The organism is Cupriavidus sp. 05L310, from assembly GCF_056398185.1.
This window is the reverse complement of record NZ_JBFTOX010000031.1, coordinates 67,310-81,116: the sequence shown is the minus strand read 5'-3', so window position 1 is coordinate 81,116 and position 13,807 is coordinate 67,310. Positions and strand designations below refer to the sequence as shown.

The window sequence follows — 13,807 nt, the reverse complement described above, 5'->3', positions numbered from 1 at the left end:
AGATTTTCCTTTGCTTACTGCTGTTGAATCACGCCGCGAGTGAGCGCACGTGCCGGAGGTCGAACTCGTTGCGATGGGTATCGATGAACTTCCCGACTTGTTCGGGATGCGGGACCTGGACGGCAACGCGGCCGAGCATGCTGATCTTCACGGTGTCGCCGACGCGCACATGGCGCTCCGAGACCAGCTCCGCGAGGTGCTCGCCACTGAATGCCTTGCGGCTGCCGTCGTGCTTCTCCAGGGTGATCGTGAAGGACTGATACGGCTTGCGGCCGTCCGGCGTGAACTGACGCACGCCCATGTCGACAATGCGGCCCACACCGATCTTGATCGGCTTCTTCCGGGCTTGCGGCGCGATTGGCGTTACCTTGAGGGGGCGAGGCTTGGCAGACTGTTGTGCCGGCTCTGACTCCGGCGCCGATGCTATCGGCTCTGGCAACTCGTAGCCCGCGGCTTCCCAAGGCGGTGCGTCTTGCCTTGCGCTCGCATCGGCCAGTGCAGCGTTGACGTCCACGCCATGCAACGGGTGAACCGTCGCAAGCGCCGCCTTTGGCTGATTCCGCGTTGAGCCGGATTCGCTCTTGAGCATCAGCTCGGTGAGTGTCACCGCGCTGGGAATGCCGAAGGGCAGACCGGCTTCCTCGAACTCTGCTCGGGTGAGGATGCCAAGTTGCTCGCGGGCCTGGCCCACTTCACCGGGCAGGACCCGGCGCACGTGGTTGGCGTACTGGTAGAAAAAGACCCGCTTGCGCGCGATCTTCCTGACTTGCACGCACCGTGCGCCGATGCTCTCGGTTGCGGTGAAGGCCGGTTCCGGCGCAATACCTGCTGCAATCTGCTTCATGCTGCGGGGGCGACGCGGCGGCTTGGCGACAACAGGTGCTGGCGCCGCTGCTACCGGAACCTGGGACTCCATAACAGCTGGCGCAGGCGCTGCATCTTCCAGTTCCTCGTCCTCCAGCGTTTCATCGCCACGTTCGCCACCAAACTTGTCTCCGATCCAGCCGATGGCCTTCTCCGAGCGTTGCTTGCCGGCGACCAGGGCGTACGGCAGCAAGATCAGGAACACGATGATCCAGAGCAGCCGTGCGGGCATGCCAATTCGATCTGCTTTCATTATTGGTTTCTCCAGTTTCCGAGGTTGACGTATTCATCGAGCTTGAGGGCCACATCCGCGGCCTTGGGTTCACCTAGCGCCATCCGGATCACGCGAAACAGCTCGCGCAACTCGCTGTGCAGATTCCTGGCCATGCTTCGACGGATACGCCGAACATCGAGGTCCAGTTCATCGCACACGGCGTCGAACGGGGTAATGGCGCGGTGATCGAACAAGTCGAAGGCCCAGCAAAGGGCATCGAACAGGTGGATCTTTTCTTCCCAGAGGTTTGGCATGCCGAAGAAGTCGGAATCCTTCTTCGCGGCCCGGATGTCTTTGGTGGCGCTGTAGGCCACGATGGCGTCGCGGACGCCGCCCCAGAGGGCGGTGGCGATGCCGGTGCAGAACTTCGCGAGATCGTTGGACGACATACTGTCGACCGAGATCAGGTCAGCCTGCGTGCCTTCGACTTTGGGGACCCTCGCGGGTCTTTCTGCAACCTGTTCGCCGAACAGGTCGAGCAATTGCTCTGTCATGTTGTTCTCCGTTCTTGCCCATGACTGGGCGCTAAAAAGTCGGAGGCACAGCCTTTCCCTGCGGCGCGTTGGGGCGGCGCCGGGAAAGCCTGCTTGGATCCATGGCAGGAGAGGGCGGCCGCCAAGGCGGTCCGCGGGTGGAAGACAGGAGGGGCCTGTGGCCCCTCCTGATGAATGTCGCTGCTAGAGCGACTGGATGTGGATGATGGCGTCCGCCATGGCCGACAGCTCCGGCGTCTGCGTGATGAAGAACTCGCGTTCGTATCCACCGGCCGCTAGCACGGCACGTTTCATGGCGATGAATTGCCGTTTGCGTTCCGGATCGAGCGGACCGTCCACCTCGTCGGAGAACAGCGTCGGGAAATGCATGCCGGTGCTGCACGCCATGTGCAGTGCCAGCGCGCGTACCAGGCACTCGTTGACCCAGACCTTCTCGCCGCCGCTCATTCTGCCGAGCGGCTTGATCTCGCCGCGCTCGACATCCGTGACGTGAATTTCGAATGTCTCCCGCACGGTGCCGGTCTGCGTCGTGCGCTGCGTCACCATCTGCACCGCGAAGCGACCACCGTAGCAATCTTCCAGCAGGCGGTTGCAAAGTGCCGAGATGGCAGGGCCGGCGTCATCGATGGACAGGGCGATCAGGCCGTCGTTCGACAGGCATTTCGCCAGTAGCGCCCAATAGGCCGCTTCGTCCGACAGCGCAATGCACAGTGACTGTAGCGAGGCAGCGCGTGCCGCGACGGCCGTGGCTTCCGCGGATTGCAGCTGCAAGCCATGGAGCTGGCTCTGCGCCTGCGCTTGCGTGCGCTTGGCTTTGGCCAGGATCTGCTCGGCCGTGGTGACGGCATGCTGCGCCTGTTGCAGGGCGTCGCTGCCCATCACGCGTGGCAAGGTGGACAGCAACTGCGCCAGGCTCGCGAGCTTCTCGGCGTGGGCCGCGTCAGTGGCCTTGCGCTTCGCTGCGGCTTCCTGATCGACTGCCCCGATGCGTTGGGTCAGGCCGGCCAGTCGCTGGTTCAGTTCCGCCTCGGTCGCGGCAATCTCCTGCAGGCGTTGTGTGGCGATCGGCAGGGCCTGCTTGGCGGCGGCCAGCGCGTCGCGCTGGTTGGCAACGCGGCTCAACTGCAGGAGTTGATCGTTCAGCGCGCGGATTTGCTGATCCAGTTGGCGGGCTGCCGCATCCTTGCTTTCCAGCTCCGCGATGGCGGTGGTGAGGGCAGCGCTGCGAGCCTTGCTGGCCTCGAATGACTTACGCATGTCCTTTAGCTGGGCGACCTCGCCCGGCAGGGCGGTCTTGGCGGCCATCGCGTTGGCAAGCAGCGGGCACTTGGGTTGCAGCGCGCTGCCGGCACACGGCACGTCATCGGCCAGCTTGGCATTGACTGTCATGTACTGCACGGCCTGGTTCTTCGCAGAGCCGTCCGCGATCGTCTTCTGATGCGCTGCCGACACCTCGGCCAGTTCCTTGCGGCGCTGTGCCAGGGTGGCAATAGCCCCGTTGAGCGCCTCCCGTTGCTGACTAAGCGCCTGGAGCTTCGCCTTGGCTTGCGTAGTAGCGCCTTCCGCCTGCTGAATGGCTGGCTCCTGAGCCAGGATGGCTTGCCGCGTGTTCTGGTCATTGCGCAGCCGCTTGGCCCCGGTGGCAAGGCCGGCGAGTTGACCTTGGGCCTGCGTCTGGGCTTCCTGGAGCTCGCGCTTGCGCGCGGCCACCTCGGCGTCGATGCCGGCTTGCTGCTGTGCGGCCTCCCGGCCGGCTACCTGTTGCTGTTGCTCGAGCTGTGCGCGTTGCTGGCGGACCGAGGCCTGCGCGTCGAGTTGCGCCTGCGTGGCCGCCAGTGCCGCGCTGGCCTTTGTGACGTCCGCCTGCGCCGCATCGACGTTGGCGGTTGCCGCAGTCAGCTGCGTGTCGGCTTGGACGATCTGGCTGTCCAGCACGCTGGCGCGAGACGCCGCCGCCATCACGAGGCGCAGATCCTCCTGTGTGCGCCCGCGTTCCTGGTTCAGCAGCTTGCCGACGGCGCTTGCCTTGGCGCCCTCTTCGCGAATCTGGTCGTGACCGAGGATCGACGAGAGGAGTGACTTCACGTCGCCGGCGTTCATCGCCGACAGGGACGTGCGGGATTGCGTGGAGAAGTGGGCGGTGAAGAACACTTCGGGCTTGCCGAGCAGATGCTCCACACAGGCATCGTAGGTATCCGTCTTGCCGTCCGATACCGTGCCGTTGGGCAGGTTGACCGGGACCCATTGCTCTCCCTGGCGGACGGTCAGGTAGGCGTCCTGCTTTTTCGTCTTGCCGGATTGGCGAAACACCAGGTCGGTGCGGAACACTTGGCCATCGTGCTCCCATTCGAGCATCTTGGCGGCCTGCACGCCGGCAACGTGATCCCAGTACGAGAAGCCGTTGGGTGTGGGGGTGGTGGCGTGGTAGGGCATCACCCGGAACGGGTGAAGGTTGTCCATGATGGTGGTTTTGCCGGCGCCATTGGGGCCAGCGATGGCAACGAGGGTGGTGGATGCATCCAGGTGACGCAGATCGAGGGTGATCTCGGGCTTGCCTAAGCCGGACTGGATACCAATGAAATTTTCGAGGCTTAACATGCGTGGTTTCATGTTCAACTCCTGCCGCTGGTGCGGCGAATTGGAAACCACGGAGACTGATCGATAGGCCCGGGCGGGCGCATGGATCAATCCGCAACATCTATATACAGTGCCGGTAGGCCCGGCTTAGCCCTAGTGTAAACGCAATGCAATGTGCCGGGGAAACTCGAAACGGTGGCGAAATGCAGCACGAGTTGGGATGCTTCTGCTGGGAGTCCAGAAAGGGAAACAGCCACCGAAGTGGCTGTTTCGCGTTGCAGAGCAATCAAACAGACTCGTTCTTGCTGCGGTCCTTGGCTTTTTCTGCACCGTCCAGCATTACCCAGCAGAGGGTGCAAAATGCCACGCCAAAAGCACTGACAAGTAGCATACCGAGCATCTCATTCTCCCTTGCTTAGAAGGACACCTGTTACAAATAATATCACGCCCCAAAAATACAGTAGGACGTAGCGAACTACGCCGCCGGTCGTGAGCGGTTCACTGCCGAACGCCAGGGACGTGGCCGCAATGATACAGGCGGCCGACAGGGTATGCGCCAGGCGACCAACCGATTCAAGCTGCTTCACGGTTGGGGCGCGGAGCGCCTGCTTGATGTGTTGCAGTAATTTCATTGGGTCTGCGGGTTAGCCGCGCAGATCCGTCCCCTTGCGGGTGCGGACCCGCAAGGGATGGTTGTAAAAAGGCGGCTGCTTACCGGACCATTGGCGTCAGCACGCGGGTTGCCCCGCGTCCCGTCGCTTCCTGTCTGGCGTCGGCAATACCTCGCTCAAAGGCCGCTTTCAGCGATCCGTGTGCGGCGACTTCCGGTGGCAGTTCGGCGCCGTAGCGGCCGACGACGTACGCGGCCGCGATTGCTGCCTCCAGATTGCCGTCGTCGACCAGCTGGGCCGATATCGCAACCCACCGACGCGCAGTGTCGTCATGGATTTGCGCTGCGGTTTGCACAGCGTGATCTGCCGCGTTGACTGCCGAGCCGGCCCCAGTTGTGGCCGCCCTTTGACGGAAGCCAGCGCGTCTGTGCAGTAGCGCTGCGACGAAGATGAAAAAGATGCCGACATGCAAAAAGATGACACAGAGCATGCGAAGCAATGTTGCGTTGGCGCGTGCGAACAGGCGTTTATCGTGAGTCATGTTTACTTCTCCTGAGACAAATAGAAAGCGCTGGCCGACACGAGGGCAGCCTGCGGTTGAGGCGCCGCCGTGAGGCAGGCGATGTGGGTTGGGGTTGTGACTACCGTTGCGGGAATGCGTGGCGTTGTTCCAGCGCCAGCCATTGCCGGAGCCAGCCCTTGCGTTCGGCCGGCGAGGCCTCGAACCACTGGCTGTTCTCGCTATCCATAAAGCCGAAGAACAAGCCGGCGGTGTCGCCGCTGGTGATGCCCGCTGCCGCCTGGAGCGGTTGCAGCGCGCTGTCGAGGTCCGGGTTGTCGGCCGCGGACTCCATCATTTCGGCGGTGATGCCATTCAGATCCATGTCGGAATCTCCACGGTGTGGCGCGGAGCCCGCCCCTTGCGGGTGCGGACCCGCAAGGGATGGTTAGGAATGGCTATGTGTGTCAGGGGGGCGGTGGTTGGATGCTGCCGTGTCGCCGTCAGGCTGGCATCGGGCAACGCCGGCATCATCCAGCGCCTCTGCGACCAACCAGACGGCACTGTCAAGGCGCGCATGGCTGATCTGTAGCGGCGTGTAGCACTTCCAGACTGCTGCCAGCGCCGTCACCTGCTGCGCCTGCAGTTTGCGCAGGCGCGCGTTCTCGGCGATGAGTTCCTCTTGTGTCATTGCAGGACTCGTTCGAATCGGCTGGGTGCTCACGTCGCCAGCTCCCAGCAGAAGCCGTCACCCACGACATACGCGGCGACGGCCTCGCCATTCACCGTGATGGAGATGGGGTGGGACTTGTCGATCTCCGTGCCGTTGAGGATCAGAACCGCATCCTCGGCCTGGTTGTAGTCGATGCCCGGCATCAGATCGACGATCCGATGTACGGACGCGAGCGGGAACAGCGGTGTGACCCAGCCGTTCCAGTACTCGCCGTTCCAGTAGGCCTCGAGCCTGGTGCCTTCTGGCAGCCATTCGCCGGTCACCTCGACGAGTCGTTGGTCCGGCAGGGCGGCCGGTTCATGATGGAGACGGGTGTCGCGGTTGTCTTTATGTTGAGGGGACGTGATCGATGAGGGTGTCTGGCAGGACCGGCTTTGCAAGCCCGATCCTGCCGTGGGTGCCGTTAGGCAAACAGGTCTTCCGTCACCCAGGACGGGACGTCGGAATCGATCGCCGGCGGTACCGGAGCGGTCGGGTTGTCGGCGGCGGGTACCGGCACCTGGCCAAGCGCGTCGGCGGTGTCTTGCGCGGCTTCCCGCGTCTTGATGCGCTGGATGATGCTGCTGGCGATAGCCTCTGGAGCCTCGACCGACAGTGCCTGAAGCCGGTCGCACAAGGGCTCGAAGGGTGACTGCGTTTGCTCGCACCACATCTTGACCTTGCCGTCCAGGCTCGCAACGGTGGAGATGCCCGCCGCGCGTTGCCGCTCGACCACCAGGGTCTTGCCCTCGATCTTCACTTCGGCCGCGCTTCCCAGCGCAGCCTTGATTGCCGCGCGGTCCACCGACTGGAGGTGTTCCTCGTCGACCAGATAGCGCACGCGCACAAAGGCGCCGGCGCAGCGCTGGCCCAACTCGCGGATTGCCTCCAGATCCGGAGGACCGTCGAAGTGCAAGTCCAGCGTGACCCGCGCGGGCGTCACGAAGACCGCATACTCGGCTTGCCCGGGACGGATGTCCCAGATCAGGGCGGACTTGTCGCCATCCTCGCCGTAGTGAAAGCGCCCGATGGAGCCGGCGTAGGCAACCAGTTGCCGTCTGCCGGCGAACTCACGCCGCCACTCTTGCTGCTTATGGATGTGGCCAAGTGCGACCGCATCGGTGTTGGCCTGGAACAGCGAGCCCAGATTGAACTCGTGGTCCTGGCCTGCCATCGGCACGCCGTGCTCGGTCAGACAACCATCCACTGTGCCGTGGCCGATCAGCAGCGTCGGCACGCCTTGCGCGAACAGCCGGTCATTGACGGTGCCGAACAGGGCCAGCAGCTGATGGAGCGCCTGGCCAACCTCGGCCGCGGCATGTTCCGCGCCGACCGTGGCGATCAGGTCTGCCTTGTTGACGGTCGGCAGGCACGTGACCACCAGATCGGCGGGCGCGTCCCATGTCAGCCCGTTGCTGTGCCACTGGCCCTGCACCAGCGCGATTTGGCCGATCCGGTCCGCAACGGCAATGGGATGCCGTGCGCCAACCAGTTCCAGGACGCGCAACAAGCCCGGGGGCTCGTGTGAGAAGGTGCCTTGCAGCAATAGGACCGGACAGTGATTGGCCAGTCGCTGGATCTGCTTGGCGAGTTCCCGGAAGGCCGGTTCGTGCGCGTCGAGCGCGTGGTCGGTCGCGTCGCCGGTGATGACCGCCGCTTGCGCGCCGATCTCGATCGCGTGGGAAACCGCCGCCGCAAAGCAGCGGTTGGACTCTGCGAGATGAGTTGCGGTGTAATGCAGATCACTCATGTGAGCGATTTTCATGGGAGTTCCTCCTTGCCTGCCGCGTTCGCGGCGATTGGAAAGCGAGGGAACGGCTTTCCGTTGCGCGCTGGGAAAACGCACAAGAGAAAGCCCCCGAACGTCGGGGGAGGGCGCGGTACGAAGGCACGCGCGAATCGTTGGGAGGGTGGGGGGAAACGGTTGCCACGATCAGGCGGTCGTCGATCCCGCTGACTCACAATCGTCGCAAGTGTCGGTGAGGCCGCAGAAGGGACATTTTCTCTGCGCCAACGCAGTCTCATCCTCCAGGCCGAGCTGGATCTCGTGCGCCGAACGGTTCTCGCTGTGGATCTCCCGCCAGACAGCCGGGTAGTGCTTGCCGTCGGCGTGATACGGGGTTGTCGCGATCCGGCGCCAGTGTTCGAAGGCCTCGATGTCGAGGATCTCGATGTCGCACGCGCTGCACAGCTTGACGCGATCGCATGCGTTGGCATTGATGAAGGCGTACCGCAGGAGCTTTGCCTCGATCAGTCTCGCAGCCCAGAGCCGCCAGATGGCCTCGGCCTCTGTGTCGGTCTCGGCGGCGATCAGTGTCGCGCACAGGCGGACCCGATTGCGATCGTGCGCGCGCGCTTGCAGCACCGTAAAGATTGCGGTCATGTTTACCTCGCGATGGAATAGGTTGAGCGCCCCGTGCCGGTTGCCGGCACGGGGTTCGCGGTGTGGGGACCACCGCGGACCGCTAGGCGGGGAGTTGCAGATCGTCCAGGAAGCTCAGCATTAAGCTGCTGGCATAGTTCGCGCCGCGCTTGCCCAGCGCCTCGAGTTCGGCGGTAGCGGCGCACAGCTGGTCGATCTTGTGCGTCCAGCCGTTGCCCAGCTTCGCCTTGAAGTACTGCTTGCGCAGCGTCTCGTCGATGCCGCTCACCAATGCCGCGATCTCGAAACGCAGGCGGGCGTTGACGTACTCACCGTCATCACCCAGGCTGCGGAAGACCGTATGGACGCCGTCGAGCGAGGTATTGGTGCGGGACCAATCCTCCCCATACCGCTGTGTGGCCCACTGGCTGATCAACTCGGGGTCGCCGTTGCTGTCATTGACGGCACGCAGGACCTGCGCTTGCAGCTTGGCGTCGTAGTCGCCGGGAGGATCGGCCTCCGGCGTGGCGGACTGGGTTGCCGGGGGACAGGGGGTCGTTCCGGCCAGCCAGCTCTGGGGGGCGGCGGGAGCCAGGCCGAGCGACAGCGCCGGGGCCGTGTTCAGGCTCAGGGCCTTCGCCATGTCCAGATCCGCGGTGAGCTTGGGCACCCACTGCATACCCAGACGTTTGGCACCCTGGTCGTCGTAGTACGTCCGCGTCTCCTGCACCTTGGTGAGCCAGTAGATCGGCTTGCCTGGCCGAAACGGATTGAAACGCGGGATGGTCCCGAGTGCGTCCTTGATGCGCATCAGGTCGGTGAAGATGCCTTCTGCCGCGTATTGGCTGGTGGTTGCGATCGATACGGGCCCGACGGTCGGAATGCCGGGGATGTAGAACTGCAGCTCACCACGGAACTTGCACAGCCCCTGCAGGTACTCGGGGCAGCTATCCGGCATGCACTCGCCGCGCGGCACCAATTCGCGCCGGGGATGAAACTTCATCCGCTGCGCGCGTTGCTGCTGGACTTGCTCGGGGGTGACCGGCTCGCGGTACATGCAGTAGCGCTTGCCATCGGCCCCATAGCGGGACTCGTAATTGACCGCGGCGCCATAAGACTTGAAGGCGTGCGGGAAGAAGTCGAGCAGTTGATCGGTGTGGAAGACGATCGGGAAGCGGTAGAGACGGGTTACGTCGTCCCCGCGCTGCTCGCCGTAGGTGTCGAGGATATGCCGGGCGAATTCCGGCATCTCGAAGTCTGCCCCGGAGACGTTGAAGTGGGGCGTGTTCACGGGGCGGGTGGGATAGGCGATGTTGCACTGCGCGGCGATGGCCGCTTCGGCGTCCTTGAACTTCTGCTGGCCGGCGAGCGCCGGCGCAAATAGGGAGACGGCCTTGGGGTTCTTTGCGGCGGCTGCGGTGAGCAGCTTGGTACCACTGCGGATGCGACCCGATATATTCAGGCGCGCAGTGCCGTTGTTGAGTCGGTCCGACAGGATGGACTTCTCCATGATTTCTCTCCATGACGGGCAATCGCCGTAACGGTTTATCCACCGGCAAATCCGGTGGATCTTCATGTGTGCCTCGGAGAGGCTTGGGAAGTCCATGTGCCTGTGCACTGGAATGGCTAGGCCATTCCGCTGCGTCGGCAGCCGTTATTCGTCATCCATGCTGTCCTTGTCTTGCGAGAAGAAGAATGGGTCGATTTGCGGGTCGTGATCGGACCGGTTGCGCTTCCCGATAGCGAAAAGCAGGAGTACGGCCAGAATCAGCACGGCGAGTATTTCCATGGCGGCTTGCAGGGAGAGATTGAAGGGACGCCAAGGCGGGCCGGAATGGCCTGAGGCGACGATCGAAGGGGAAGGGCGCGGCGTGTGGGCAGGCGAACCCAACCTGGAGAGGCGAGGGTACCGGCACGACAAAACGCCAAAATTTTGAGAGTCAGCCAGCAAGTCCGCGACAAATCCGGTGCTGTTTTGCTGGAGACACATTGCCGCTTGCACGGCTGAAGAGTGGATTCATGATAAGGGGTAGCGCCGGTAAAGGAAAGCGGCGAGTCGCGTGCGATTTCCCGCCGGTTTCGCCCTGACCGGGTACAAGCGAAGCCCTAATAATGCTGCCATGGACCAGAATCCCTCGCTCGTCATCAAAAATTCGCATCGGATCGAAGAGGTGCGAACCCCCGTTGAATCACGCGCGACCATGCCGCTTCGGACGGCGCTGGTGTGCCGCCTGGTCAGGCGGGATTTTCACCTGTTGGCCACGAAGATGCGGGCCTTCGCGCAACTGCCTGGCTATATAAAGGCTCTCCGCCACGACCTGGATCAGTTGGAGACGGAGATCGATCTGCTGGACCTCCGCTGTCGCGCCATCCACCCGACGACGACCACGGTGATCTACGCCGAGGTGGCGTTGCGACTGGTGTCGGGGGAAGGGGCGCGCCTGTATCGGCTGCTGCGCCGCTTCGACGAAGCCTATGGCTGCCTGTATGTGGCGAGATTCGAGGGGCGCATCGATCGGGACCAGCAACTGGCCGTCTTGCCGCCGGTGCTGATGGCGTATGGCGCGGTCAAGATCAGCGCGCTGCGGATCCCGCGCAAGACGGCGCAGGAATTGTCCGACGAACATGGCATCGGCTAGGACGCTTCCCCAGAGGGCACGCTCGGCCGGCTGGATGTCCTGTACTTGCCTTCCGGCGCCCGCTCAATGCCGGTCTCAGCGACGAACAGGCTGGTGCGGCGCTTTCCGGCCGCGCTGATCCAGAGCTGCTCGCGCGCCCGCGTCATGGCAACGTACATCAGGCGCCGCTCCTCTTCCAGCGACCCGTGCTTCGAGGGCCATGCCTCTTCCTCGGCGCCGAGGATCCACACCCGGTCAAACTCCAACCCTTTCGAACTGTGCGCGGTCATGAGCGACACCCGAATGGCGTTATGCTCGCTTTCGTCCTTCTTTTTCTTCTGGCGAGCCAGGCGCAGCTCGTCGAGCCGCTCCTTCGGGCCCTTGCCGGCGGGGTGGTAAATCGCCGCCGCAACCTCCAACATGCGCTTGGTCCGGTCATCTTTTGCATGCAGCAAGAGCCACTCCTGAATACCGAGCAGCATCAGGTGGTACAGGCCCTCCTTGTCCAAGGAGGACCAGGCCTGATGGCGCTTGGCAAAGTCCTTCCAGATGGCAATGCCGTCAGGGGAGAGGGTAGTGGTCTCGAAGTCCTGCTTCGCGCCGATCCGGATGGCATTGCCGAAGAGCTGGTGGATCTGCGCGAGGTTGTCCTCGGACAAGCCGGCCCAGCCTAGCACCTGGTCGACGGCCCGCGCGCTCTGCGTGGCCACGGAGTCGATGACGGCGCCGAACAGAGCCACTTCCGGCTTGTCCAGCACCGACTCGCCGTCTGCCCGCCGATACGGGATCTGGCGTGCCACCAGCATGGCCTCGATCAGGTCCAGCCTGCGGTTGGCGCGCGTGAGCACCGCAAACGATGCATCGTCAGCCGTCGCGGCGGCGATGGCGTCGACACAGGCTTCAGCCTCCAGGTCGAAATCGCTGAAGCGCTCCCACTCGACGCGCCCGCCTGCGCCCTTGGCCGCCTGCAGGAGCTTGGGGATCCGCCCAAGGTTGGCCTGCACCATCTTGCCCGCGGACGACAGGATCTCGTCCCGGCAACGATAGTTGATGCCCAGCAGGATGGTGCTCGCCTGGAATTCCTTGGTGAACATCTGCATGCACTCATAGCCGAGCGCGCGGCGGAACGCATAGATGGACTGATCGTCGTCGCCGACCGCGGTGATCTGGCTGCCGGCGGCGCCATGGTGTGCGCCCCAGCGGTACTGGACGAGGTCGGTATCCTGAAACTCGTCAATCAGCAGGTAGTCGACCGGCAACGGCGTCATGGCGCCGGAGAACAAGGCCTCGTTGGTCTTCAGGAGAATGTCCTGGAAGTCGACCTGCCCGTTTCGCTCCAGGATGCGCTGATAGGTTTCGAGCATCTCCCGTTGCGCGTCCTCCAGGCCGTGGCCTTTGCCAGCGGCCTTCGCATCCTCGATCAAACGAGTCGCCTCATCGAGGTCGATCTCCAGGCCCGCTTGGGCGATGGCCCGGCGCAGATACCCGCGCCGCTCGCCTTCCCGCACGATGTCCCATGAGCGGTCGCCGTAGGGCGAGCGCATCTCCGCCAGGATGGCGCTGCCGAAGCCGCTGCGCCCCTTGGGGAAGCTCATCAGGAGATCGATCGAGTGAAACGTGCCGACCAGCAAGCGCGGCTTGGCCGCGTCGCCGGCGATGGCAACGATGCGCTCGCGCAGTTCCAGCGCGGCGTCTCGCGTGAAGGTCACAGCCGTGACGGTCGAGGCGCCGTCCGACAGCAAAAAGGCCGCTTTCGCGGCCAGAGTCTTGGTCTTGCCGGAGCCGGGGCAAGCCACGGCAAGACAGTGGGCGCGGCAGCGTGCCGCCTCGAGCTGCTCGGGGTTGAGACCCGCGAGCAGGCGCTCATCGCTCGCCATCAGATCGGCAGCGTTACGTCGGTGCCGCCGCCGGCGGCGCTTTCCGCCAGGCTCGACTGAAGACCGCTCACAGCCTCCACAATGGCTTCGTCACCTTTCGACCGGGTGTCCGCAGCCCGGCGACCACCGCGCGCAGCCTGACCGCCGGCATTCCTGGCCCGAGAGGCGTTCATGCCGATATTGGCCCGGGCGGCAAAGCGGAAGATCGGGCGAATCTTCTGCTTGGTCTGATAGCGCATCTGGTCGACCTCGCTGGGGTCGATCTTGCCGTTCCACTCGAGGTTGACCATCAACGACAGCAGCTGATCGTACATGGCGAAGACGCGCTGGAGCGCGAGACCTTCCCGCGAGCGGATCTGGATCGTCTCGTTATAGGTGGGCGCGGTGTAGGTCACCGCGATCGCGACCTCCGCATAGGCGTCCCGGTCGATCAGGGCCTGCGTAGCGTCCAGGTCCTTGCGCACGTCCGCCTCGACGGCGCCGATGAGCGTCTGCAGCTGCTCGCGCAGCTTGGTCGCCCGCTCCTGGCCGATCACGGCATCGCCGCGTCGGCGCATCAGTTCGGCACCCTTGTCGATGATGTAGAAGAAGCGGGTGAACGACGAGGCGACCACCTGGTCGTTGAGCGTGACGTGCTGCTGCACCGACGGAATGCCCGCAATCTTGCGCTTGAGTTCTTGCTTGCCGCGTTCGCGTTGCGCGCTGGCGCGGCGGATCTGTTCCTCGGCGCGGGCCCGGTCGGCCTCGTCGGTGGCCGATTCGGCATTGGCGGCACCCTGAGAGCTCTCGGCGGCGTCGGCTGCGAGGGCATCGCGGGATTCCTCGGCGGCCACGAGAAGTTCATCGTTCTCCGTGCCGAGGCCCCCTTCGAAGCTGTCCCGGTCGGATTCAACGGCAGTGAGTTGTGACATCGTGGTTT

At 63.9% G+C, this 13,807-nt stretch carries 15 protein-coding genes; 1 reads left to right on the top strand and 14 read right to left on the bottom strand.

Annotated features, from left to right (window positions below):
* Positions 1–28: 28 nt before the first annotated feature.
* The 12 genes from AC1DS6_RS22570 to AC1DS6_RS22515 form a co-directional block, all read right to left on the bottom strand.
* Positions 29–1,117 carry a hypothetical protein gene (locus AC1DS6_RS22570; protein ID WP_477103168.1) on the bottom strand — a complete coding sequence of 363 codons (1,089 nt, stop codon included), beginning with the start codon at positions 1,115–1,117 and terminating at the stop codon, positions 29–31.
* Positions 1,117–1,632: a hypothetical protein gene (locus tag AC1DS6_RS22565; RefSeq protein WP_477103167.1), complete on the bottom strand. Its 516-nt coding sequence runs from the start codon at positions 1,630–1,632 to the stop codon at positions 1,117–1,119. Before AC1DS6_RS22565 ends, AC1DS6_RS22570 begins: the two co-directional genes overlap by 1 nt.
* A 183-nt stretch (positions 1,633–1,815) precedes the next feature.
* Positions 1,816–4,230, bottom strand: coding sequence for a hypothetical protein (locus AC1DS6_RS22560; protein WP_477103166.1), 2,415 nt, complete (start codon positions 4,228–4,230; stop codon positions 1,816–1,818).
* Positions 4,231–4,610: 380 nt separating this feature from the next.
* Positions 4,611–4,841 carry a hypothetical protein gene (locus tag AC1DS6_RS22555; RefSeq protein ID WP_477103165.1) on the bottom strand — a complete coding sequence of 77 codons (231 nt, stop codon included), beginning with the start codon at positions 4,839–4,841 and terminating at the stop codon, positions 4,611–4,613.
* Positions 4,842–4,920: 79 nt separating this feature from the next.
* Positions 4,921–5,361, bottom strand: a complete 441-nt coding sequence (locus AC1DS6_RS22550; RefSeq protein ID WP_477103164.1) for a hypothetical protein — start codon at positions 5,359–5,361, stop codon at positions 4,921–4,923.
* 100 nt (positions 5,362–5,461) lie between these two features.
* Positions 5,462–5,704, bottom strand: coding sequence for a hypothetical protein (locus tag AC1DS6_RS22545; protein WP_477103163.1), 243 nt, complete (start codon positions 5,702–5,704; stop codon positions 5,462–5,464).
* A gap of 63 nt (positions 5,705–5,767) precedes the next feature.
* The gene (locus AC1DS6_RS22540) at positions 5,768–6,010 is read right to left on the bottom strand and encodes a hypothetical protein (protein WP_477103162.1); all 243 of its coding nucleotides are present in this window, start codon (positions 6,008–6,010) and stop codon (positions 5,768–5,770) included.
* Between the two features lie 29 nt (positions 6,011–6,039).
* Positions 6,040–6,432 (bottom strand): hypothetical protein, encoded by a 393-nt coding sequence (locus tag AC1DS6_RS22535; RefSeq protein WP_477103161.1) that lies wholly within the window; start codon positions 6,430–6,432, stop codon positions 6,040–6,042.
* A 23-nt stretch (positions 6,433–6,455) separates the two neighbouring features.
* Complete coding sequence (locus AC1DS6_RS22530) at positions 6,456–7,796, bottom strand: metallophosphoesterase family protein (protein ID WP_477103160.1); 1,341 nt, start codon at positions 7,794–7,796, stop codon at positions 6,456–6,458.
* Between the two features lie 168 nt (positions 7,797–7,964).
* Complete coding sequence (locus AC1DS6_RS22525; protein WP_477103159.1) at positions 7,965–8,414, bottom strand: hypothetical protein; 450 nt, start codon at positions 8,412–8,414, stop codon at positions 7,965–7,967.
* An 82-nt stretch (positions 8,415–8,496) separates the two neighbouring features.
* The gene (locus AC1DS6_RS22520) at positions 8,497–9,903 is read right to left on the bottom strand and encodes a recombination directionality factor (RefSeq protein WP_477103158.1); all 1,407 of its coding nucleotides are present in this window, start codon (positions 9,901–9,903) and stop codon (positions 8,497–8,499) included.
* A gap of 144 nt (positions 9,904–10,047) precedes the next feature.
* Positions 10,048–10,182: a hypothetical protein gene (locus tag AC1DS6_RS22515; protein ID WP_477103157.1), complete on the bottom strand. Its 135-nt coding sequence runs from the start codon at positions 10,180–10,182 to the stop codon at positions 10,048–10,050.
* Positions 10,183–10,513: 331 nt separating this feature from the next.
* Here AC1DS6_RS22515 and AC1DS6_RS22510 point away from each other — a divergent pair, with 331 nt between their 5' ends.
* Positions 10,514–11,032 carry a hypothetical protein gene (locus AC1DS6_RS22510; RefSeq protein ID WP_477103156.1) on the top strand — a complete coding sequence of 173 codons (519 nt, stop codon included), beginning with the start codon at positions 10,514–10,516 and terminating at the stop codon, positions 11,030–11,032.
* Here AC1DS6_RS22510 and AC1DS6_RS22505 read toward each other — a convergent pair.
* Together AC1DS6_RS22505 and AC1DS6_RS22500 are read right to left on the bottom strand one after the other, a co-directional pair.
* Positions 11,029–12,888 (bottom strand): ATP-dependent helicase, encoded by a 1,860-nt coding sequence (locus AC1DS6_RS22505; protein WP_477103155.1) that lies wholly within the window; start codon positions 12,886–12,888, stop codon positions 11,029–11,031. The genes AC1DS6_RS22510 and AC1DS6_RS22505 overlap by 4 nt on opposite strands.
* On the bottom strand, positions 12,888–13,799 hold the full coding sequence (locus AC1DS6_RS22500; RefSeq protein WP_477103154.1) for a hypothetical protein: 912 nt from the start codon (positions 13,797–13,799) through the stop codon (positions 12,888–12,890). The genes AC1DS6_RS22505 and AC1DS6_RS22500 overlap by 1 nt, the downstream gene beginning before the upstream one ends.
* Positions 13,800–13,807 lie beyond the last annotated feature (8 nt).

Excerpts from the sequence above, each read along its gene's own strand:
- AC1DS6_RS22570 (WP_477103168.1), bottom strand. The coding sequence starts at position 1,117 with ATGAAAGCAGATCGAATTGGCATGCCCGCACGGCTGCTCTGGATCATC.
- AC1DS6_RS22565 (WP_477103167.1), bottom strand. The coding sequence starts at position 1,632 with ATGACAGAGCAATTGCTCGACCTGTTCGGCGAACAGGTTGCAGAAAGA.
- AC1DS6_RS22560 (WP_477103166.1), bottom strand. The coding sequence starts at position 4,230 with ATGTTAAGCCTCGAAAATTTCATTGGTATCCAGTCCGGCTTAGGCAAG.
- AC1DS6_RS22555 (WP_477103165.1), bottom strand. The coding sequence starts at position 4,841 with ATGAAATTACTGCAACACATCAAGCAGGCGCTCCGCGCCCCAACCGTG.
- AC1DS6_RS22550 (WP_477103164.1), bottom strand. The coding sequence starts at position 5,361 with ATGACTCACGATAAACGCCTGTTCGCACGCGCCAACGCAACATTGCTT.
- AC1DS6_RS22545 (WP_477103163.1), bottom strand. The coding sequence starts at position 5,704 with ATGGATCTGAATGGCATCACCGCCGAAATGATGGAGTCCGCGGCCGAC.
- AC1DS6_RS22540 (WP_477103162.1), bottom strand. The coding sequence starts at position 6,010 with ATGACACAAGAGGAACTCATCGCCGAGAACGCGCGCCTGCGCAAACTG.
- AC1DS6_RS22530 (WP_477103160.1), bottom strand. The coding sequence starts at position 7,796 with ATGAAAATCGCTCACATGAGTGATCTGCATTACACCGCAACTCATCTC.
- AC1DS6_RS22525 (WP_477103159.1), bottom strand. The coding sequence starts at position 8,414 with ATGACCGCAATCTTTACGGTGCTGCAAGCGCGCGCGCACGATCGCAAT.
- AC1DS6_RS22520 (WP_477103158.1), bottom strand. The coding sequence starts at position 9,903 with ATGGAGAAGTCCATCCTGTCGGACCGACTCAACAACGGCACTGCGCGC.
- AC1DS6_RS22515 (WP_477103157.1), bottom strand. The coding sequence starts at position 10,182 with ATGGAAATACTCGCCGTGCTGATTCTGGCCGTACTCCTGCTTTTCGCT.
- AC1DS6_RS22510 (WP_477103156.1), top strand. The coding sequence starts at position 10,514 with ATGGACCAGAATCCCTCGCTCGTCATCAAAAATTCGCATCGGATCGAA.
- AC1DS6_RS22505 (WP_477103155.1), bottom strand. The coding sequence starts at position 12,888 with ATGGCGAGCGATGAGCGCCTGCTCGCGGGTCTCAACCCCGAGCAGCTC.
- AC1DS6_RS22500 (WP_477103154.1), bottom strand. The coding sequence starts at position 13,799 with ATGTCACAACTCACTGCCGTTGAATCCGACCGGGACAGCTTCGAAGGG.